This is a genomic window from Nocardioides panaciterrulae (assembly GCF_013409645.1).
Classification (GTDB): Bacteria; Actinomycetota; Actinomycetes; order Propionibacteriales; family Nocardioidaceae; genus Nocardioides; species Nocardioides panaciterrulae.
Map to the genome: position 1 here is coordinate 2,001,445 of NZ_JACCBG010000001.1, position 19,483 is coordinate 2,020,927.

The 19,483-nt window shown below is 72.5% G+C and carries 21 protein-coding genes; 11 read left to right on the forward strand and 10 right to left on the reverse strand.

Going from position 1 to position 19,483, the window contains the following annotated elements; genetic code table 11:
• Positions 1 to 61: 61 nt before the first annotated feature.
• Positions 62 to 223 carry a hypothetical protein gene (locus BJZ21_RS09370; protein ID WP_179663486.1) on the reverse strand — a complete coding sequence of 54 codons (162 nt, stop codon included), beginning with the start codon at positions 221 to 223 and terminating at the stop codon, positions 62 to 64.
• 38 nt (positions 224 to 261) lie between these two features.
• On the opposite strand from BJZ21_RS09370, the gene BJZ21_RS09375 reads away from it, so the two are divergent.
• Both BJZ21_RS09375 and BJZ21_RS09380 read left to right on the forward strand, forming a co-directional pair.
• Positions 262 to 801: a P-loop nucleotide/nucleoside kinase family protein gene (locus BJZ21_RS09375; protein ID WP_179663487.1), complete on the forward strand. Its 540-nt coding sequence runs from the start codon at positions 262 to 264 to the stop codon at positions 799 to 801.
• Between the two features lie 175 nt (positions 802 to 976).
• Complete coding sequence (locus BJZ21_RS09380) at positions 977 to 1,648, forward strand: alpha/beta hydrolase family protein (RefSeq protein WP_343052070.1); 672 nt, start codon at positions 977 to 979, stop codon at positions 1,646 to 1,648.
• A gap of 13 nt (positions 1,649 to 1,661) precedes the next feature.
• Here the strand turns inward: BJZ21_RS09380 and BJZ21_RS09385 are convergent, their stop codons facing one another.
• Entirely contained in the window at positions 1,662 to 2,270 is a 609-nt protein-coding gene (locus BJZ21_RS09385; RefSeq protein ID WP_179663488.1) for a GNAT family N-acetyltransferase, read from the reverse strand.
• Positions 2,271 to 2,327: 57 nt separating this feature from the next.
• On the reverse strand, positions 2,328 to 3,638 hold the full coding sequence (locus BJZ21_RS09390; RefSeq protein ID WP_179663489.1) for an HNH endonuclease: 1,311 nt from the start codon (positions 3,636 to 3,638) through the stop codon (positions 2,328 to 2,330).
• Between the two features lie 116 nt (positions 3,639 to 3,754).
• On the opposite strand from BJZ21_RS09390, the gene BJZ21_RS09395 reads away from it, so the two are divergent.
• Positions 3,755 to 4,309, forward strand: a complete 555-nt coding sequence (locus BJZ21_RS09395; protein ID WP_179663490.1) for an AAA family ATPase — start codon at positions 3,755 to 3,757, stop codon at positions 4,307 to 4,309.
• A 9-nt stretch (positions 4,310 to 4,318) separates the two neighbouring features.
• On the opposite strand, the gene def is transcribed toward BJZ21_RS09395, so the two are convergent.
• A complete protein-coding gene (def, locus tag BJZ21_RS09400) occupies positions 4,319 to 4,903 on the reverse strand; it encodes a peptide deformylase (protein ID WP_179663491.1) in 585 nt (194 codons plus the stop codon).
• A 127-nt stretch (positions 4,904 to 5,030) separates the two neighbouring features.
• Between def and BJZ21_RS09405 the strand changes: the two genes are divergently transcribed.
• Both BJZ21_RS09405 and BJZ21_RS09410 read left to right on the forward strand, forming a co-directional pair.
• Entirely contained in the window at positions 5,031 to 6,395 is a 1,365-nt protein-coding gene (locus BJZ21_RS09405; RefSeq protein ID WP_179663492.1) for an acyl-CoA dehydrogenase family protein, read from the forward strand.
• The gene (locus BJZ21_RS09410) at positions 6,395 to 7,612 is read left to right on the forward strand and encodes an acyl-CoA dehydrogenase family protein (protein WP_179663493.1); all 1,218 of its coding nucleotides are present in this window, start codon (positions 6,395 to 6,397) and stop codon (positions 7,610 to 7,612) included. The genes BJZ21_RS09405 and BJZ21_RS09410 overlap by 1 nt, the downstream gene beginning before the upstream one ends.
• Before the next feature lie 79 nt (positions 7,613 to 7,691).
• Here BJZ21_RS09410 and BJZ21_RS09415 read toward each other — a convergent pair whose 3' ends face one another.
• Both BJZ21_RS09415 and BJZ21_RS09420 read right to left on the reverse strand, forming a co-directional pair.
• On the reverse strand, positions 7,692 to 8,522 hold the full coding sequence (locus BJZ21_RS09415; RefSeq protein WP_179663494.1) for a hypothetical protein: 831 nt from the start codon (positions 8,520 to 8,522) through the stop codon (positions 7,692 to 7,694).
• A gap of 77 nt (positions 8,523 to 8,599) precedes the next feature.
• Positions 8,600 to 8,887, reverse strand: coding sequence for a YiaA/YiaB family inner membrane protein (locus BJZ21_RS09420; RefSeq protein ID WP_179663495.1), 288 nt, complete (start codon positions 8,885 to 8,887; stop codon positions 8,600 to 8,602).
• Between the two features lie 107 nt (positions 8,888 to 8,994).
• On the opposite strand from BJZ21_RS09420, the gene BJZ21_RS09425 reads away from it, so the two are divergent.
• Positions 8,995 to 10,329, forward strand: coding sequence for a DUF2252 domain-containing protein (locus tag BJZ21_RS09425; RefSeq protein WP_343052071.1), 1,335 nt, complete (start codon positions 8,995 to 8,997; stop codon positions 10,327 to 10,329).
• On the opposite strand, the gene galK is transcribed toward BJZ21_RS09425, so the two are convergent.
• Complete coding sequence (gene galK / locus BJZ21_RS09430; RefSeq protein WP_179663496.1) at positions 10,316 to 11,512, reverse strand: galactokinase; 1,197 nt, start codon at positions 11,510 to 11,512, stop codon at positions 10,316 to 10,318. The genes BJZ21_RS09425 and galK overlap by 14 nt on opposite strands.
• A gap of 95 nt (positions 11,513 to 11,607) precedes the next feature.
• On the opposite strand from galK, the gene BJZ21_RS09435 reads away from it, so the two are divergent.
• Positions 11,608 to 13,044, forward strand: coding sequence for a GuaB1 family IMP dehydrogenase-related protein (locus BJZ21_RS09435; RefSeq protein ID WP_179663497.1), 1,437 nt, complete (start codon positions 11,608 to 11,610; stop codon positions 13,042 to 13,044).
• Positions 13,045 to 13,063: 19 nt separating this feature from the next.
• Here BJZ21_RS09435 and BJZ21_RS09440 read toward each other — a convergent pair whose 3' ends face one another.
• Together BJZ21_RS09440 and BJZ21_RS09445 are read right to left on the reverse strand one after the other, a co-directional pair.
• Positions 13,064 to 13,939 carry a DICT sensory domain-containing protein gene (locus BJZ21_RS09440; protein WP_179663498.1) on the reverse strand — a complete coding sequence of 292 codons (876 nt, stop codon included), beginning with the start codon at positions 13,937 to 13,939 and terminating at the stop codon, positions 13,064 to 13,066.
• Positions 13,940 to 14,238: 299 nt separating this feature from the next.
• The gene (locus tag BJZ21_RS09445; protein ID WP_179663499.1) at positions 14,239 to 14,835 is read right to left on the reverse strand and encodes a LysR substrate-binding domain-containing protein; all 597 of its coding nucleotides are present in this window, start codon (positions 14,833 to 14,835) and stop codon (positions 14,239 to 14,241) included.
• A gap of 31 nt (positions 14,836 to 14,866) precedes the next feature.
• Between BJZ21_RS09445 and BJZ21_RS09450 the strand changes: the two genes are divergently transcribed.
• From BJZ21_RS09450 to BJZ21_RS09465, 4 genes are all read left to right on the forward strand, one after another.
• The gene (locus BJZ21_RS09450; RefSeq protein WP_179663500.1) at positions 14,867 to 15,796 is read left to right on the forward strand and encodes an alkaline phosphatase family protein; all 930 of its coding nucleotides are present in this window, start codon (positions 14,867 to 14,869) and stop codon (positions 15,794 to 15,796) included.
• Between the two features lie 101 nt (positions 15,797 to 15,897).
• Positions 15,898 to 17,160, forward strand: coding sequence for a type III sulfide quinone reductase, selenoprotein subtype (sqr, locus tag BJZ21_RS09455; protein WP_179663501.1), 1,263 nt, complete (start codon positions 15,898 to 15,900; stop codon positions 17,158 to 17,160).
• 1 nt (position 17,161) lies between these two features.
• Positions 17,162 to 17,476, forward strand: coding sequence for a TusE/DsrC/DsvC family sulfur relay protein (locus BJZ21_RS09460; RefSeq protein WP_179663502.1), 315 nt, complete (start codon positions 17,162 to 17,164; stop codon positions 17,474 to 17,476).
• Between the two features lie 25 nt (positions 17,477 to 17,501).
• Positions 17,502 to 18,047 (forward strand): DsrE/DsrF/DrsH-like family protein, encoded by a 546-nt coding sequence (locus BJZ21_RS09465; protein WP_179663503.1) that lies wholly within the window; start codon positions 17,502 to 17,504, stop codon positions 18,045 to 18,047.
• On the opposite strand, the gene BJZ21_RS09470 is transcribed toward BJZ21_RS09465, so the two are convergent.
• A complete protein-coding gene (locus BJZ21_RS09470) occupies positions 18,040 to 19,443 on the reverse strand; it encodes a DUF2252 family protein (RefSeq protein WP_179663504.1) in 1,404 nt (467 codons plus the stop codon). The two genes, BJZ21_RS09465 and BJZ21_RS09470, sit on opposite strands and share 8 nt — an antisense overlap.
• Positions 19,444 to 19,483 lie beyond the last annotated feature (40 nt).

A 19,483-nucleotide genomic window follows, 5' to 3' on the forward strand; every position in this document is an offset into this window, starting at 1 on the left:
CGCCTCGCCATCCCTCGATCGTTGCCACCGAGCTCGCGAAGGGCGGGGGAGAGGCGTTCCCTCACCGGTCCTGAGACACGTCGAGCTCCAGGACGACCTCGAGACCGTCCAGCGGCACGGGCGACGTGAGCTCGGCGCGCGCGAGATCGCCGTCGGCCAACGCCGCGAGGGTGGCGGCATCCAGCCGGACGATGCGGACGCGGGGGAGCGGGGTCACGGACACAGCAGCAATGATGACGCGACCGCTCAGATGGGAAAGCGATGACCACGCGACCGACTCTGTTCCTGACCGTAGGACTGCCGGGCACCGGGAAGACCACCGAAGCAAGGCGCATCGAGGTCGAGGAGGAGGCTCTTCGTCTCACGAAGGACGAGTGGGTCAAGGCCCTGTACGGGCTCGCGAACCCGCCGTCGGTCTCGGACGTGATCGAAGGACGGCTCGTCGAGATCGGGCTGCGCGCTCTCGAACTCGGCGTCAACGTCGTCATCGACTTCGGCCTCTGGGGTCGAGACGAGCGCTCGGCGCTACGGCAGGCGGCCGCCGATCTCGGCGCCGCGGTGGAGATGCGCTACTTCGAGCTCCCGCCGGCCGAGCAGCGGAGGCGACTTGACCGGCGCCAAGCCGAAGAACCGCACACGACGTGGCACATGTCCGACGAGGAGCTCGCCGAGTGGGCTGCCCTCATCAGCATTCCGACGCAAGGCGAGCTCGACGGCAGTGAACCTCTCGATCGCCCGCCGGCAGGATTCGCGACTTGGGAGGGTTGGCGCAGGCATCGCTGGCCTCCGTCGGTCCCCTGACCCGAAGACTTCGAGCCTGAGGCTCATAGGCCGACCAACTCGCTGTCGACCCCAAGGGGGGCACCCCCAGTGAGAGGATGGGCCGTGTGACCGAGCGAACCTGGTTCCCCAGCAGCAGCGGACCCAGGCTCGGTGGCCTGATCGACCTTCCCGAGGGGCCGACCCGCGGCTGGGGGTGTTCTCCCACGGGTTCACGCTGGGCAAGGACAGCCCCGCGGCCAGCCGCATCTGCAAGCAGCTGGCCCGCGAGGGCATCGGCATGCTGCGCTTCGACAACCTCGGGCTCGGCGACTCCGGCGGCGACTGGGGCGACGGGTCGTTCTCCCACAAGGTCGCCGACACCGCACAGGCGGTCAGGTCCATGAACGAGTCGGGGCGCGAGGTGCGGCTGCTGGTGGGGCACTCCTTCGGTGGGGCCGCGGTCATCGCGGCCGCGCACGAGCTCGACTCGGTGCGCGCGGTGGTGAGCATCGGCGCGCCGTACGAACCCAGCCACGTCGAGCACCACTACGACGCGCTGATGGAAAGGATCTTCGCCGACGGCGAGGCGCCGTTCCTCATGGGCGGCAAGGCGCTCACGCTCCGGCGGGACTTCATCGAGGACGTGCACGCGGCGGACCTGCGCGAGCAGATCCGCACCCTGCACCGGGCGCTGCTCGTGATGCACTCCCCGACCGACAACATGGTGGGCATCGAGAACGCCAGCGAGATCTTCCGGACCGCGCGCCACCCGCGCAGCTTCGTGTCGCTGGAGGGCGCGGACCACCTGCTCACCGGCCGCAACCAGGCCAAGCGAGCGGCCCGCATCATCAGCGCCTGGGCGGATCCCTACCTCGCCGACGGGTGAGTGGTCAGAACGGTCAGGTGGGGGCGACCGTCCGGGTCATCACGCAGTTCTTCTGCCCCTTGGCCCGCTCGAAGGTGAAGCCGGCCTCCTCGTACATCCGGCGCGTGCCGTTGTAGAGGAAGGACGACGACATCTTCTTGCCCTCCGGCTGCTTCGCCATGTCGTGGGGGTAACCCTCTACGACCCCGCCGCCCGCCTCGGCGATCAGGTCGAGGGCGCCGCGCAGGGCCAGGGCCGCCACCCCGCGCCGCCGGTAGCGCTTGTCCACGAAGATGCAGGTGACCCGGTAGTCCGGCGGTCGGACCATCCCCGCCTCGTACTCCTGGCGGTGGTGGATGTTGGGCAGCTCCGCCGGCGGCCCGTACTCCGCCCAACCGACCGCCTCCTCGCCGTGGAAGACCAGCGCGGCGTGCGCCCGTCCCTCCTCGACCAGGCAGCGCTTCAGGTCGCGGTTGCTCTCGTAGGTGCGGTCCTTGTCGCGGGAGAGGGTGTGGAACCAGGTGCACCAGCACCCGCCGAAGACACCGCCGTGCCGCTCGACCAGGTCGGCGAAGGCGGGCCAGGTGTCGGCCGTGAGCGGCCGGATCGTGAGCTCGTCGGAGGCGATGACGGTGCCGGACATGCGCTCAGGTTAGGACGCATTCCGGACGATCGGCGTCCGTTGTGGGAAGGCGGCCACTCAGACCGCCAGGACGAGATCGGTGAGGTAGAGCTCGAGCCTCGTCAGCCCGGGCCTGGAGGCGCCGGGCAGAGGTGGCGCCTGGGAGCGGTAGCGATGGCCGGTGGGGGTGGTGGTCTCGACCGTGTGCCGCGGACCGGGCCGCGGTCGCGCCCGCCACCCGAGGGCCTCCTTGGCCTGGTTGCAGGCCTCGCACAGCCCCTGGCCGTTGAGCGCGCTGGTGTCACCGCCGTCGGCGTGCCGCACAGGATGGTCGAGGTGGCGGATAGGGGCGTCGCACCACGGGGTGCGGCAGCGGCCGCCGTCGCGGACCGTGATCAGCCGGCCGAGGCCGGCGGGGAAGCGTCGGGCTCGGCTGTCCATGGCGATCAGGTCGCCGGCCCGGGGGGAGGTGTAGAGCCGGCGCAGCCAGGCGAGGCCGGCGTCGGCGGCCGCCGCGACGAGCTGGCGAGCGGTGTCGGCGGGGATGGTGCCGTAGCCGAGGAGCAGGGCGGGCTCGTCGTCGCCGGAGAGCAGGGACCGGTCGGTCATCACCAGGGAGAGGTCCACCGGCACCGGCTGGCGGGCCGGTGAGCCGGTGACGCACTCGACCAGCGTGTCGGCCATGACCTGGCCGCGGTTGCGCGGGTCGCCCTCGTTGCGGGCGGAGTCGGCGGCCCGCTTCAGGGCGGCGTAGACGCCCACACCCTGGGCGACCGGCAGCAGGGCGGTCACGTAGGTCATCGTGTCGGGCGCGGGCCGGATGGTGACGGCGCGCTCGCTCTCGGCCTTGCGGCTGCGGCGCGCGACGGACTCGGCGTCGAGGCGGTAGGCCAGCTGCTTGACGGCCGCGACGAGCCGGTGGTCGCCCATCGTCGCGAGCCGCTTCAGATCCCCGCCGATCTCGCGGTCGACGGTCTGCCGGTCCTCCAGGGTGAGGCAGGCGGTCTCGCGGACGACGAGGGTGGCGCGCCACTCGTTGAGCACGCCGGCCTGGAGGGCGGCGAGAGTGTGGGGCATCTCGTTGGTCAGTGCCTTGGCGAGGCCGAGGAGACGGCCGCCCTTGTGCGGCGACTCGCGCCTGGCCAGGGCCACCTGCGCCGCGACCCCGGCGGTCTGCTTCTCCTTGCGGACCCCGGCTTCGGCGCGCTCCTGCCGGGTCATGGCTTCCAGCTCGGCGGAGAGCCGAGCCTGCTCCGCGCACGCGGCGCTCTTGAGCTTCTCCAGCTCCGTGATGCGGTCGATGGTCGCCGCGGTGTCGGCGGGGCGTGGAAGGCTCGCCAGCGAGCCACGCCACTGGCGGATCTCGTCCGCCGACCCCCGTTCAAACATGTCTTTGAATATAATCCTCACGACCAGGGTGAGCAAGGGTCGATTCCGAGGGTGTGGAGGAGGCGGGATCGGGGTCTAGCGTTTGCGTTTCTCGTCCCATCGCCTACCGTCCAGCGATGGGCATGCGGAACTTCCTGGTCGAGGGGGTCTCGGGCACCGGCAAGACATCGGTCTGCAAGGAGCTGCGCCGCCGTGGCTTCCACGCCATCAACGGCGACACCGACCTGGCCTACCAGGGGGATCCGCAAACGGGTGAGCCGACGGACGAATCGCCGTCGCACTGGCATCACATCTGGGACGTGGACAAAGTCCGAGCCCTGGTCGCCGACCACGATGAGCCGGTCACCTTCTTCTGCGGGGGCTCGCGGAACTTCTCGAGGTTCCAGGACCTGTTCGACGGCGTCTTCGTGCTGGAGGTCGACCTGGAAACCTTGCACAGGCGACTCGACCAGCGACCGGGCGACGAGTTCGGCGCAGAGCGATCGGAACGCGACCTCATCGTTCGGCTGCACCGGACCAAGGAAGACACCCCGGAGAACGGCATCCCGATCGACGCCACCGCACCGCTCGCTGACGTCGTCGATGAGATCGTGCGCCGATCACAGGCGATCGACGACAGACCGGACCGAGCTTCGCAGCGAAGGGTCAGCCGCAGCCAAGGTCCTGACTGACCGCATCAGTCAGGCGGGCCAGTCCTCCGGGTACTCCTCGACGGCCTTGTCGTGCTGCTTCTGGAGCTTCTTGCGCGCCTTGGTGGAGATCCGGTCCCCGAAGACGACCCCCCGGGTGTGGTCGGTCTCGTGCTGCAGGCAGCGGGCGAGCAGCCCGGTGCCGGAGAACTCCACCGGCTCACCCTCCAGGCCGAAGCCCCGGACCGTCGCGATGTCCGGTCGGGCGCACTCGACGAACGCCCCCGGGAACGACAGGCAGCCCTCGTCGCCGTCGTCGAGCTGGCGGTCGCGACCCTCGGGCAGGGTGAGCTCGGGGTTGCACACGACGCCGACGGTGCGCTCACCGTCGGCGTCCGGGCAGTCGAAGACGAAGACGGCGAGGTCCACGCCGACCTGGCAGGCGGCCAGCCCCACCCCGTCGGCGGCGTACATCGTGGCCACCATGTCGGCGACCAGCGAGCGCAGGTCGGCGTCGTACGCCGTCACCGGCTGCTGCGGGCGGTGCATCACGGGGGTGCCCCAGCGGGTCATCGGTCGGACGGTGCCACCCTCGGGGAGCGGACCGTGAGGAGCGTGCGCGGGGGCGTCGGGCATGGGCGGGAGCCTAGGACTCGACCGGCTCGACCGCCGAATCTGGCGCCCGGCCCCCGCCCGCCTCCCTGTGACCCGGGACACGGGAGACGCTGTAGCCGGGAGTGTAACTCCGAGTTACATTGAAGGCATGTCCTTGACCAAGAGCTTCCGGCCCGGCGGCAAGCACGGGCTCTCCTCCCGGGAGTCGCGCGACCCGATCGGCTACGCGGTGGCGGCGCTCACCAAGGTGGCCCAGAGCGAGCTGATCGACCGCATCGGCCTGCGCCGACAGGCCGAGCAGGCGGTGTTCACCGTCACCCGCGGCGGCTTCAAGACCATGACCACCGCGAGCCGCTCGTTCGCGCGCAGCGGCAGGAAGGGCGCGCCCGGCGTGCGTCCCGCGAGCGCGGAGGCGAAGGGGGTCTTCGACCTCACGCCCACCGAGGACCAGCAGATGCTGGTCGACGTGGTCAGCGAGCTCGCCGACGAGGTGGTCCGCCCGGCGGCCGCCGACGCCGATGCCGCCTGCGCCGCGCCCGACGAGGTGCTCGAGGCGGGCCGGGAGATCGGGCTGCCGATCCTCGGCGTGCCCGAGGCGCTCGGCGGGATCTCCGAGGAGCGCTCGGCGATGGCCGGCACGCTGGTCACCGAGGCGCTCGCCCGCGGCGACATGGGCCTGGCCGTGGCCGCCCTCGCACCGGGCGCGGTCGCCACCGCGCTCGGGCTGTGGGGCACCGACGAGCAGCAGCAGACCTACCTCCCGGCGTTCACCGGCGACGACGTGCCGGTGGCGGCGCTGGCGCTCAACGAGCCGACGGTCCTCTTCGACGTGCTGGCCCCGTCGACGACCGCGACCCGCGTGAGCGAGGGCTACGTCCTCAACGGCGTGAAGTCGGCGGTCGCCCGCGGTGCCGACGCCGAGCTGTTCGTCGTGGGCGCCGAGCTCGACGGCGAGCCGGTGCTCTTCCTCGTCGAGGGCGGCACCCCCGGCCTCTCGGTCGAGGGCGACCCCGCGATGGGCGTGCGTGCGGCCGGCCTGGCGCGGCTCACCCTGACCGACGTGGCGGTCCCCGCGAACGCCGTGCTCGGCAGCACCGACGGCACGACGTACACCGAGTGCGTGCGGCTCTCCCGCCTGGCCTGGTGCGCGCTGGCGGTCGGGACGGCGCAGGCCGTGCTCGACTACGTCACGCCGTACGTCAAGGAGCGCGAGGCGTTCGGCGAGCCGATCGCCCACCGCCAGTCCGTGGCGTTCATGGTCGCCGACATCGCGATCGAGCTGCAGTCGATGCGGCTGCTCACCTACAAGGCGGCCTCCCGCGCCGCCGCCGGCAAGGACTTCGCCCGCGAGGTCGCGCTCGCGCGCAAGCTGTGCGCCGACAAGGGCATGCGGATCGGCCTCGACGGCGTCCAGCTGCTCGGCGGCCACGGCTTCGTCAAGGAGCACCCGGTCGAGCGGTGGTACCGCGACCTGCGGGCCGTCGCGATCATGGAAGGGACGGTGCTGGTCTGATGGCCATCAACCTCGATGACCCGAAGAAGTTCCGGCCGCTGGCCGGCCAGGCGCACCAGGTCGCGATGAACATGCTGCGGCCGATCTCGCGCAAGTACGACCGCGCCGAGCACGAGTACCCCAAGGAGCTCGACATGCTCGCGGCGATGATCGACGGGCTCAGCGAGTCCGGCGCCGCCGAGGGCGCCGGTGCCGCGGGCGTGCGCCGCGACGAGCGGCCGAAGGACGAGGGCGCCGCGAAGAACGGCGCCAACCTCGCCTCGGTGATGTCGATCGCCGAGATGTGCTGGGGCGACGTCGGCCTGCTGCTCTCGATGCCGCGTCAGGGCCTGGGCAACTCCGCGATCGCCTCCGTCGCCGACGACGAGCAGCTCGAGCGGTTCGGCGGGCTGTGGGCCTCGATGGCGATCACCGAGCCCGGCACCGGGTCGGACTCCGCGAACATCAAGACCACGGCGTCCCTGGACGGCGACGAGTACGTCCTCAACGGCGAGAAGATCTACGTGACCTCCGGGGACCGCTCCGACGCCGTCGTGGTGTGGGCGAGCCTGGACCGCTCGCTGGGCCGGGCGGCGATCAAGTCCTTCGTGGTGCCCAAGGGGACGCCTGGCATGCGGGTGGACCGGCTCGAGCACAAGCTCGGCATCAGGGCCTCGGACACGGCCACGATCATCTTCGAGGACTGCCGGGTGCCGAAGGAGAACCTGCTCGGCTCTCCGGACGTCGACCCCAAGCAGGGCTTCGCAGGCGCCATGGCCACCTTCGACAACACCCGGCCGTTGGTCGCGTCGATGGCGGTCGGGTGCGCGAAGGCTGCGCTGGACCTGACCCGGGAGCTGCTGGAGCGGGCCGGGGTCGAGATCGACTACGACCGGCCGGCGCTCACACAGTCGGCCGCCGCCGCGAAGTTCCTGCAGATGGAGGCCGACTGGGAGGCCGCGCGGCTGTTGATGCTGCAGGCGGCGTGGATGGCCGACAACCGCAAGCCGAACTCGCTGGAGGCCTCGATGGCCAAGGCCAAGGCCGGCCGCGTGGGCTCCGACATCACGCTGAGCTGCGTCGAGCTCGCCGGGTCGGTCGGGTACGCCGAGGGCGAGCTGCTCGAGAAGTGGGCGCGCGACTCCAAGATCCTCGACATCTTCGAGGGCACCCAGCAGATCCAGCAGCTGATCGTGGCCCGCCGCGTGCTCGGCCTCACCAGCGCCGAGCTCAAGTAGCCGCCGCCCACCGGCCCCGGCATGACGGAGCCCCTGCACCGAGCTCGGTGCAGGGGCTCCGTCCTACGTCGGGGCGTTGCTAGGACTTGTCGGTGTCGCTGGCCTTGCGCATCGTCGCCGCCTCGCTGGCCACCGCCTTCGTCGTGGCGGGATCCATGATCGGCTCGGTGCCGGGCTGCTGGAGGTCGGTCTCGGTGGTGTCCGGATTCGTGGCGACACCGGCGCCGCGGGTCCCGACCGGCGTGATCGTCTCGGGTCCGGCGCCCGCCGCGAGCTCGGCCGCGCTCAGGGGCACCTTCGTGGCCGCACCCTTCTTCGGAGCCGCCTTCCTGGCCGGCGACTTCTTCGCGGGGAGCTTCCCGCCCGGGGCGGACTTCCTGGTGGTGGCCTTCTGGGCCGGCGCCTTCTGGGTCGGAGCCTTCGTGGCGGGCGCCTTCTTCGCCACCCTCTTGGCCACGTCGGCCGGCGTGGCCTCGACCTCGGGGGCCGCCTTCTTGGCCGCCGTCTTCTTGGCCGCCGACTTCTTCGCGGCCGACTTCTTCGCGGCCGGCTTCTTCGTGGCCGCCTTCTTGGCTGCTGGGGGAGTGGCCGGCATGGCGAGCGCGTCGCCCTGGTCCTTCAGTGACTCCTCGGCCGGACGGTGACGCGGCGGCGCGGCGGGCTGCGCCTCGGCGGGCGCCGGGGGTGCGGTCGTGGCGGCCGTCGGCTCGTGCCGGTGCCCGGGCAGCCGTGACAGCACCGCTGCCGTGGCGCCCTTCGACACGTGGCCGGCGACCGTGCGCCCCAGGGCGACGGAGTCCCTGGCCTGGCCGACGGCCCGGCCGGCCGCCTTGCCGACGGCTCCGGCCGGGTCCTTGATCGTGCCGAGGGCGACGTGCGTGAGCTTTCCGATGGGGGTCTTGCGGGGCAAGGCGGCTTCCCTTCGTCGGGGGTCGGTCCTGAATCCGACCGTACCCCCGACAGCCCGGGCGCAACCGGGGCCACAGGTCAGGAGATCGCCTTGAACGGATCGTGCTCGGCGAGCAGCTTGTCGACGCGCGCCTGGTCGAGCCGGGACACGACGTACTGGGAGTCCTGGGCGTCGCGCACGCACTTGGCCAGGGTGAACGAGGACGTGGTCAGGAACAGGGTGCCCAGTCCCAGGAAGCCCCGGATCCAGGGGTCCACGGGCAGGTAGATGACCGCGAAGATCATCGTGAGCAGCGCGACGCCGAACGACAGCGCGGCCTGCAGGTAGAAGGCGTTGGTGTTCTTGGAGGTGGTGGGAGTGCTCATGCGGCACAGCCTGGCCGCCGGCACCGGCGCCGGGGATCCGCGCACCTACTCGACCTCCTGCCCCGTGGGCTGAGTACTCGTGCTCATTGCGGGGAAGGCTCCGCGTCGTGCCTGCCTCCTCCCGCCCCTCCCGCCCGGACCGCTCCGACCGCACCGATCTGATCGTCTCCGTCCTCGACGACGCCTTCGCGCCGCTGATGGAGGCCGATCCGGTCGCCTTCCGTGGTAAGTACCGCAAGATGGCGGCCGACCCGCACGCCTTCTACCGCGGCAGCGCCTGCCTGTTCTACGCCGACGTGACCGCCCAGGACGACCCGTTCTGCGACGAGCGCAGCGGGCGGATCTGGGTCCACGGCGACCTGCACGTGGAGAACTTCGGCACCTACCTCAACTCCGGCGGCATCCTCGTCTTCGACATCAACGACTTCGACGAGGCCTACCTCGGCCGGTTCACGTGGGACCTGCAGCGCTTCGCCGCCTCCCTCGCGCTCACCGGGTGGCAGAAGGCGCTGCCCGAGGACGACGTGCGCGCGCTGATCGGCAAGTACCTGCGTGCCTACCTCGCCCAGGTCGACGAGTACCGCGACCGCGAGGACGACGACTTCGCGCTGCACCTCGACAACACCGACGGGCCGATCCACGAGGCGCTGGTGATGGCGCGCCAGCAGCGGCGGGCCGACCTGCTCGACCAGGCCACCGTCCTGGCAGACGGGCAGCGGACGCTGCGGGAGGACGGCAGCGTCCGGCGGCTGGGCAAGCGCGAGCGTGCCCAGGTGGTCGAGGCGTTCGAGGGCTATCTCGAGACGATCCCCGAGGACAAGCGGTTCGACCGCGAGCTGTTCTACGAGCTGCGCGACGTGGCCGGCAAGTCGGGCTTCGGCATCGGCAGCGCCGGGCTGCCGGCCTACAACCTGCTCGTCGAGGGCTACAGCCAGGCGCTGGACAACGACGTGCTGCTGTCGATGAAGCAGGCCAACGTGCCGGCTGTGAGCAGGTTCGTCGACACCGGCGAGGTGGACGCGTACTTCGACCACGAGGGGCACCGGACCGTGGTCAGCCAGCGCGCCCTGCAGGTCCACACGGACCCGCTGCTCGGCTACACCGAGGTCGGCGGGGTGGGGTACGTCGTCGCCGAGGTCTCGCCCTACGAGGTCGACCTCGACTGGTCCAACCTCACCGAGCCGGACGAGATCGCCCAGGTGGTGGGCCTGCTGGGCCGGGCGACCGCGAAGATCCACTGTGCCTCCGACGAGGACAGCAAGCAGGACCTGATCGACTTCCAGGTGGAGGACGCGATCGCGGCCAGCCTGGACCGCCGGCGGCGGGAGTTCACGGCCTGGGTGACCGACTTCGGGATGGACTATGCCCAGCAGGTCCGCGAGGACCACGCGCTGTTCGTCGAGGCGTTCCGGGGCGGTCGGATCGGCGTCAGCGCGACGTAGGACGGGCGGGCTGCACGAGCCCGGCCGCGCTGGAGGGGTCGGCCCGCAGGTGCGCCGGGGCCCGGAAGCTCGCGGCCACGAACGCCGCATCGACGGCCCGGACCACGGCGTCGAGGCGCTCGAGGGGCACCAGGGAGATCGCGGAACCGCCGAAGCCGCCGCCGGTCATCCGGGAGCCCAGCGCCCCGGCCTCGACGGCGGTCTGCACGACCGTGTCGAGCTCGGGGCAGGAGATCTCGAAGTCGTCGCGCATCGAGACGTGCGAGGCGAGGAAGTGGCGGGCGACCTCGGGCCAGTCGCCGGCCTCGACGGCAGACACCGTGTCCGCGACCCGGTCGATCTCGGTGACGATGTGCCTGGCCCGGCGACGGATCCGCTCGTCGTCGAGCCGGTCGAGCATCGTGAGGTCGGCTTGCCGCAACGACGACAGCCCGAGCTCGCTCGCCGCCTGCTCGCAGTCGCGGCGGCGGGCGGCGTACCCGCCGTCGACGAGCGCGTGGGAGACCCGGGTGTCGGTGACCAGCAGGCCGAGCCCGGCCTCCTCGAGCGCCAACGGCACCGCCCGGGTCGTGTGGTCGGCGAAGTCGATCAGCAGCGCGGCGCCCGCCTCCGCGAGCATCGCCACGGTCTGGTCCATGCCGCCGGTCGGGGCCCCGGCCACCTCGGTCTCCGCCCGCATGCAGGCCTCGACCAGGTCCCGGCGCAGTTCAGGGGTGTCCTGCAGGCCCAGCAGCTCGGCGACTGCCACCGCCACGGAGCACTCCAGGGCGGCCGAGCTCGAGAGCCCGGCGCCGAGCGGGACCGTGCCGTCGACGTACACGTCGAGGCCAGGGACCTCGTGCCCGGCCTCCCGCAGCGCCCACAGCACGCCGGCGACGTAGGCCGCCCAGCCCGACACCGAGTCGCCGCCGAGCGCGCCCAGCCGGCCCTCCCACGGCTGGTCGACCTGGCGACTGGCGATCCGGACCCGGTCGTCCTCACGGGGCGCGACGGCGGCGTACGTCGCGTGCGGCAGCGCCAGCGGCAGGCAGAGGCCGGCGTTGTAGTCGGTGTGCTCGCCGATCAGGTTCACGCGGCCCGGCGCCCGGCCGACCACCGCGGGGTCACGCCCGAACACCGTCGAGAAGCCGGACTGCACATCACGGGTGAGGTCGCCCGGGGAGCCGGGCTCGACGAACGACATGCCCCCGAGCCTAGGCGCTGCGACGGGACCGGGGACCGGCCCCTCGGCCGTCCGTCGCCGGGGCACGCGGGGGGACTCGCGTAGATTCCCGGGACGTGCAGTTCCTCGACGACGCGGCCCCGCCGCACGACCTGACCTACGACGACGTCTTCATGGTGCCCCGCCACTCCTCGGTGGGCAGCAGGTACGACGTCGACCTCACCACCTCCGACGGGACCGGCGCGACCCTGCCGATCGTGGTCGCGAACATGACCGCGATCGCCGGCAAGCGGATGGCCGAGACCGTCGCCCGACGCGGTGGGCTGACGGTGATCCCGCAGGACATCCCGATCCCGGTGGTCGCGGAGGTGGTGCGCTACGTCAAGGCGAGGCACCGGGTCTTCGACACCCCGATCGAGCTCACACCGCACCAGACCGTGGCCGAGGCGCTCTCGCTGATCCCGAAGCGCGCGCACCGGGCGGCGGTGGTGGTCAAGGAGGGCCGTCCTGTGGGGGTCGTCTCCGAGGCGGACTGCGCCGACATCGACCGCTTCGCCCAGGTGCAGGACGTCATGAACCCGCACCTGGTGACGATCACCGCCGCCACCGACCCGCGGACCGCGTTCGACACCATGCACGCGGCGAAGGCGCCCCTGGCGGTCGCCGTGGACGACGCCGGCCTGCTGCTGGGCGTCCTCACCCCGACCGGGGCGCTGCGCGCCAGCGTCTACCAGCCGGCGCTCGACACCGCGGGCGGGCTGCGGATCGCGGCCGCCGTCGGGGTGAACGGCGACGTCGCCCAGAAGGCCTCGGACCTGCTGGCGGCCGGGATCGACTGCCTCGTCGTCGACACCGCCCACGGCCACCAGGACCGGATGCTCGAGGCGCTCGCCGCGGTGCGGGCCCTGGACCCGGGGGTGCCGGTCGTGGCCGGGAACGTCGTCTCCGCCGAGGGCACCCGCGCGCTGGTCGAGGCCGGCGCCGACATCGTCAAGGTCGGTGTCGGGCCCGGGGCGATGTGCACGACCCGGATGATGACCGGTGTCGGTCGGCCGCAGTTCTCCGCGGTGCTCGAGTGCGCGCGGACCGCCCGCGAGCTCGGGCGGCACGTCTGGGCGGACGGGGGGGTGCGGCACCCGCGCGACGTGGCGCTGGCGCTGGCCGCGGGCGCCTCAGCGGTGATGGTGGGGTCCTGGTTCGCCGGCACCCACGAGTCCCCGGGCGACCTGCTCCACGACTCCCAGGGACGCGCCTACAAGGTGTCCTTCGGCATGGCCTCGGCGCGCGCCGTGGCGACCCGGACCGCGGCCGAGTCCGCGTTCGACCGGGCCCGCAAGGGGCTCTACGAGGAGGGCATCTCCTCCTCCCGGATGTACCTCGACCCGGCGCGCCCCGGCGTGGAGGACCTGATCGACCAGATCTGCTCCGGCGTCCGCTCGGCCTGCACCTACGCCGGAGCCCGGTCCCTGGAGGAGTTCCACGAGCGGGCGGTGGTCGGGCTGCAGTCGGCCGCGGGCTTCCACGAGGGCCGGCCGCTCGCGACGAGCTGGTGACGCAGGCTCCTGGAGCTGCTCAGCCGCCGAAGCGGTCCGCGTAGGCCACGACCCGGTTGAACAGGGTGGTCACCGCGGCCGCGTCCGCGAACGCCGGACCCGGCTCGTCGGCCAGCTCGTAGAGCAGCGGGGCGGCCTCGGCGCAGCCGTGCGACTGCGCGACCCGGGCGCAGACCCGGGCGGCGTCGCGAACCGCTCCGGGCTCGACGGTCCAGATCGCCTCGAACAGGCGCTCCCGGTCGGCGACGTCGCCCTGGCCGGGCAGCTCCCACGCGGTGAGCACCACCGGGAGCTCCCGGGACTCGCAGATCACGAACCACTCCCGGCGCATCGGGTCCTCCGGTTCGAGCCCGACCAGCCGCAGCGCCGACTGCGGCCGGGACTCGGGAGCGGGCGCCGCGAAGACGAGGGTCGAGGCCGACACCCGTGCCAGCTCGACCCACCGGGGTTCCGCGGCCCGGAGGAAGCGCTCGTGCTGGAATCCGGCGAACAGGTGCGCCCGCTCCGCCCGGGAACAGAACTCGTCCTCGATCGCCCAGGACAGCGCCAGCAGGGTCGCCTTGCGCAGCCGCTGCGGCATCAGCTGCGGGTGCCGTCGCCGCAGCTCGGCGAAGACCGACGGCGTGGTCGGCTCCGCCGCTGCCAGCACCTCGGCGATGGCCACGTCGAGGCGGACGCCGGTCTCGCGCCGGCGGACCACCCGGTCCACCGCGGCGACCTGCTCCTCGGCGTAGCGCCGGTGGCCGCTCGCGAGGCGGAGCGGCTCCGGGAAGCCGTGCCGCGCCTCCCACATCCGCAGGGTGGCCGGGGTGACCCCGGTGCGGCGGGAGAGCTCGCCGATGGTGAGCACGGGTTGCGGGCCACCCGCGGGCGCCGGGTTTGGTGCGGAGGTCATGATGGCACTATATCTCCACAACCTGTGGAGATTGCTGTTCAACTTTGGAAGGTCGGCATGGTGAGCATCGCAAGCCACTTGCACGCCGTGGCCGAGATGGTCCTCCAGCTGGAGGTGCCCGGACGCGAGCCGGTCCGCGCCCACCTGCGCGGCGTGGACGGTCACCTCGTGCTCGAGGTGGAGGACCCCGGCCTCCTGCAGGACGCGGCCGTGCGGCGCGCGCTCGGTTCGATGCTCCTGCGGTTGGCCGGGCGGGGGCGGCCGGTGCGGGTGGAGCACCGGGGCGAGGTGCTGCTCGGTCAGCCGCGCGAGCTGCGCGCGGTCCGGCCGCGGACGATCCCGATGAACGCCTGGACACGCTCGTCGTCGTTGTCGACGAGCCAGGCCAGCCCCACGGTCGTCGGAGGCAGGTCGGTCACCGGGCGGTAGGCCGTGTCCTTGCGGTGGTGCAGCCGCGCCACCGACATCGGGACGAGCGCCACGCCGGTCCCCGACGCGACCACCTCCATGGCCTCGCGCACCGACATCGGCGGCCAGTCCAGCTGGGGGGCGGCCGGCCGCCATCCGGAGGGGTGGGGGAGCACCAGCTGCTCGTCGTCGAGGTCGTCGAGGGTCAGCTCCTCGACGACGCTGGCCACGTGCTCCCTGCCGACCACGGCGACCGGGACCTCGTCGTACAACGGGATGCAGTGCAGGCCGGCGCGGTCGACCGGCAGCCGGACCAGGCACATGTCGAGGCCGCCCTCGCGCACCAGCCGCTCCTGCTGGTCCTCCTCCACCGGCACCAGCTCCAGCGCGTCGCGGCGCCGTTCGCGCCAGGTCCGGGCCCACTTGTCGGGGGTCGCGCCGGTCACGAAGCCCACGCGGAACGGCGAGTCGGATCGGTCCTGCGGCACGCGACCAGCCTAGGCGGCCTACGCTGGTGCCATGGCTTCCGGGGGACGACGACGCGCCAGGTGGACCACGCTGGCGGCGGGCGTGCTCGCCCTGGCGCTGGCCACCGCCGGCTGCGCGACGGCTGACGACGCCGGCTCGTCCCGGCTGACCGCGGCGACCCGGTCCGCGCGGGCGACCTCCCCGGTCACCAAGCTGGTCGTGGTCATGGTGGAGAACCACTCGCTGGCGCAGATGCGCTCCGGCATGCCGTGGACCTTCCGACAGGCGAAACGGTTCGGCTACGCCACCGACTACCACGCCATCCGGCACCCCTCGCTGCCCAACTACCTCGCGATCGCCGGCGGGAGCACGTTCGGGGTGACCGACGACCAGCCGCCCGCCGACCACCCCGTGAGCGGCCGGAGCGTCTTCGGCCAGGCGCTGGCGGCCGGCCGGACCGCCACGGTGTACGCCGAGGGCATGCCGGGCCGGTGCTCGCCGGTCGACGGCGGGCATCGCTACGCCGTCCGCCACAACCCGTGGACCTACTTCGTCGACGAGCGCCGAGGCTGCCGCCACCACGACCGGCCGATGTCCTCGCTGGCCGCCGACGCCGCTGCGGGCGACCTGCCCAACGCCGGCATGGTCGTCCCGAACACCTGCCACGACGCCCACGACTGCGGCCTGGCGGTCGCCGACCGCTGGATGAAGCACACGCTGCGGACCCTCAGGAGCGGCCCGGACTGGTCCCAGGGCCGCCTCGCGATCGTGGTGACCGCCGACGAGGACGACCGGCACAGCGGCAACCGGGTGCTCACGGTGGTGCTGCACCCGGGTGTGCGGCACGTGGTCGTGAAGGACCGGCTCACGCACTACTCGCTGACCCGCCTGTACGACGAGGTGCTCGGCACGCCGTACCTGCGCAAGGCCCGGCACGCGCCGTCGATGGCGACGGCCTTCGGGTTGACCGTCGGCGGCTGACGGGCGACGGCGGGGCCGGATGGCGCCCGCCGCAGGACCAATGGCAGGTGCTGCGACACCGCCGGCTGCCGTGGACTGTCCCCCGGGGAAGGGGAAGGCCCATGCCGAAGCTGCTCGTCCTGGGTGCCGGGACCGCAGGCACGATGGTCGCCAACAAGCTGCGACGCCGCCTCGACCGGCGCGAGTGGCAGGTCGCGGTGGTCGACCGGGACGACGCCCACCACTACCGCCCGGGCTACCTGTTCGTGCCGTTCGGCACCTACCGGGCCGAGGACGTGGTCCGCAGCCGGCACCACTTCCTCGCCGACGGCGTCGACCTGGTGCTCGGCGAGATCGACCGGGTGGATGCCGACGGTGACGAGGTGCTGCTGGCGGACGGCCGCCGCTTGGCCTACGACTACCTGGTGATCGCGACCGGGGCGGTGACCCGGCCGGACCAGACCCCGGGGCTGCTCGGCCGGGAGTGGCGGCGCAGCATCTTCGACTTCTACACCCTCGACGGCGCCGTGGCCCTCGGCGAGGCGCTGGCAGGCTTCGACGGCGGACGACTCGTGGTGCACGTGACCGAGATGCCCATCACCTGCCCCGTCGCGCCGCTGGAGATGACCTTCCTCCTCGACGCCTGGCTGCGCACGCGGGGCATCCGGGACCTCGTCGACCTGGTCTACGTGACCCCGCTGGACGGCGCGTTCACCCGACCGGTCGCCTCGGCGCACCTGGGCGGGATGCTGGAGGACCGTGGGATCGCCCTCGAGGCGGACTTCGCGGTCGAGCGCGTCGATCCCGAGCGCAAGGCGCTGGTGTCCTACGACGAGCGCGAGGTGCCCTTCGACCTGCTGGTGACCGTGCCGCTGATGACGGGCGCGGGGTTCGTCGGGCGGTCGGGGCTGGGCGACGAGCTGGACTACGTGCGCGTCGATCCCCACACGCTGCTCTCGGTCGACCACGACAACCTGTTCGCGATCGGCGACGCCTGCGACATCCCCGCCTCGAAGGCCGGCTCGGTCGCCCACTTCGCCGTGGAGGTGTTCGTCGACAACTTCGTGCAGCACGTCCGCGGGCTGGCCATGACCGGCTCCTTCGACGGGCACGCCAACTGCTTCGTGGAGTCCGGGGACGACAAGGCGCTGCTGATCGACTTCAACTACGACACCGAGCCGTTGCCCGGGAAGTACCCGCTCCCGGTCCTCGGACCGCTGAGCCTGCTCAAGGAGACCCGGGCCAACCACCTCGGCAAGCTGGCCTTCCGGCACGTCTACTGGAACGTGCTGCTCCCGGGTCGCCGCGTCCCGCTGCCGGCGTCGATGTCGATGGCTGGCAAGCACGCCCCGCACGAGGACCAGCACGAACCCCAGGAGGCCTGAGGTGCCCACCACGACGATCGACGGCCACCGGATCCAGGTGGACCCCGAGGGGTTCATGACCGATCCCGCGGAGTGGAGCGAGCCGCTGGCGGAGGCGCTCGCCGCCCAGATCGGGCTCACCCTCACCGACGAGCACTGGAAGGCGATCCGGTTCGCCAGGCAGGACTTCGCCGACCAGGGGGAGAGCCCGACGCTGCGCCGCGCGAGCGTGGTCGGCGGCCTTCCCACCAAGTCGCTCTTCGCGCTGTTCCCGCAGAAGCCCGCCAAGAAGCTCGCGTACGTCGCCGGCCTGCCCAAGCCGCGCGGCTGCGTGTGACCGCCCCCGCCCCGAGGAGGACGCGATGGCCAGCACCCAGAGCACCGAGAGCACCGAGAGCACCCAAGGCACCCGGGCCGAGCCGATCGTGCCGTCGTTCGGCGAGGACGCGGCCGGCCGCAAGCTCGCGATCATCTGCTCCAAGGGCGACCTGGACATGGCCTACCCCGGCCTGATCCTGGCCAACGCCGCCCTCGGCGAGGGCGTGGAGACCCACCTGTTCTTCACCTTCTGGGGCTTCGACATGATCAACCGCCGGACGATGGGCAACCTGAAGCTCACGATGCTGGGCAACACCGCGACCCACCTGCCCCAGGGGCTGGGCGGCCTGCCCGGCATGACCACGCTGGCGACCCACCAGATGCGCAAGGCGATCGCCGAGCTCGGTGTGCCCGACGTGCCGGAGTTCCTGCAGCAGATCGTGGACGCCGGCGGTCACCTGTGGGCCTGCCGGATGTCGGCGGACATGCAGCACCTCGGACTCGACGACCTCTACGAGGAGGTCGAGGACATCATCAGCGCCTCGGACTTCATCGAGAAGACCGACGGCGCCCAGTTGCTGTTCATCTGACCTCGGCGCGCACCCGGCCGTCGTGGATCGCCGCCACGAGGGCCGCGTGGTCCCGCTCGGCCAGGTCGGCGTACGCCCCGGCGAACTCTGCGAGCGCCTCGGGCACGGCGTCGCCGCGTCCGAGGTAGGCGGCCAGCGCGACCGGGTCGCCGGAGCGGGCGTGGGCCCGGGCCAGGGTCCAGCCGCACAGCTCGGCGTACAGGCGCAGGCCGGAGGCGTCCAGCCGCTCGATCGCGGCCGAGCCCTTCATGTCCCGCAGCTGGCGGACGTAGAAGTCCCGCTGCTGGCCGTCCAGGCCGCGGACCCGTTGCCAGCCGAGGAAGACGTCGCTGGCCGCCTGCATCAGGCGCTGGCCGGCGACCACCCGCTCGCCCTCGTTGCGGGGCACGTCCGCGACCAGGTCGGCGGGCACGACGGGGGCGAGCACGGAGGGCTGGGCCTCCTTCACCTGGAGCAGCAGCGGGTCGTGCGCGTCGCGGCCCTGCAGCAGGACGATCCAGCAGCGGGTGCCCACGCTGCCCACGCCGACCACCTTGCGCGCCAGGTCGACGAAGCCGAACCGACCGAGCAGGGCCCGGTGGTCCTCACGCAGCGTGGCGGCGTACCCGTCGAGGAGGCCGGCCATCCAGTCGGCCACCTGGGACGCCTCGACCTCGGGGAGCAGGTCGCGCACGGGGACGACCAGCGGGGGGTCGCTGCGCAGCCGGGCGCGTCCGTCGACGGTCTCCGCCAGCTTGCGCCAAGCCCGCAGGGTGTCGCTGCGCCGGGCCTTGTCGACGGTCGCGGCCACGCCGCGCCGCTGGCGCTCGGTCATCCGCCCCTGCAGCAGCTTGCGCACCGCGTCGACCTCCGCGCGGGCGTACCAGACCTCGAGGGTGCGGCGGGTGGCGAAGTCCGCCATGCCGTCGCGGTAGCTGCGGACCGCGGCGCGGGCGGCCTTGCGGCACCGGTTGCGGCCGAGGCCGTTCGCCCGGCCGGCGAGGACCAGGCTGGCCGTGAGCCGCTTGAGGTCCCACTCGAACGGGCCGGGGTAGGTCTCGTCGAAGTCGTTGAGGTCGAAGAGCAGCCGCCGCTCGGGCGAGGCGAACAGGCCGAAGTTGGACAGGTGGGCGTCGCCGCAGAGCTGGACGCCCAGCCCGGTCGTCGGTCCGGCCGCGAGATCGCCGGCCATGGTCGCCGCCGCGCCTCGGTAGCAGGCCAGGGCCGAGGCACTCATCCTGGCGTGCCGCAGGGGCACGAGCTCCGGCAGCCTTGTCGGGGCCTGCTCCTCCAGGTGCGCGACGAGGTCGGTGCGGTCGGCGGGCAGGTCGAGCCGGCCCAGCCGGTCGTGCGGCAGCCGCTCGCGGGCCGCCCGGCCCAGGTCGGCGCGCTCCTGCGGGGTCGGCAACGGGGACACGCTCCCACGGTCCGCACACCGGCGCCGGACGGCATCGCCC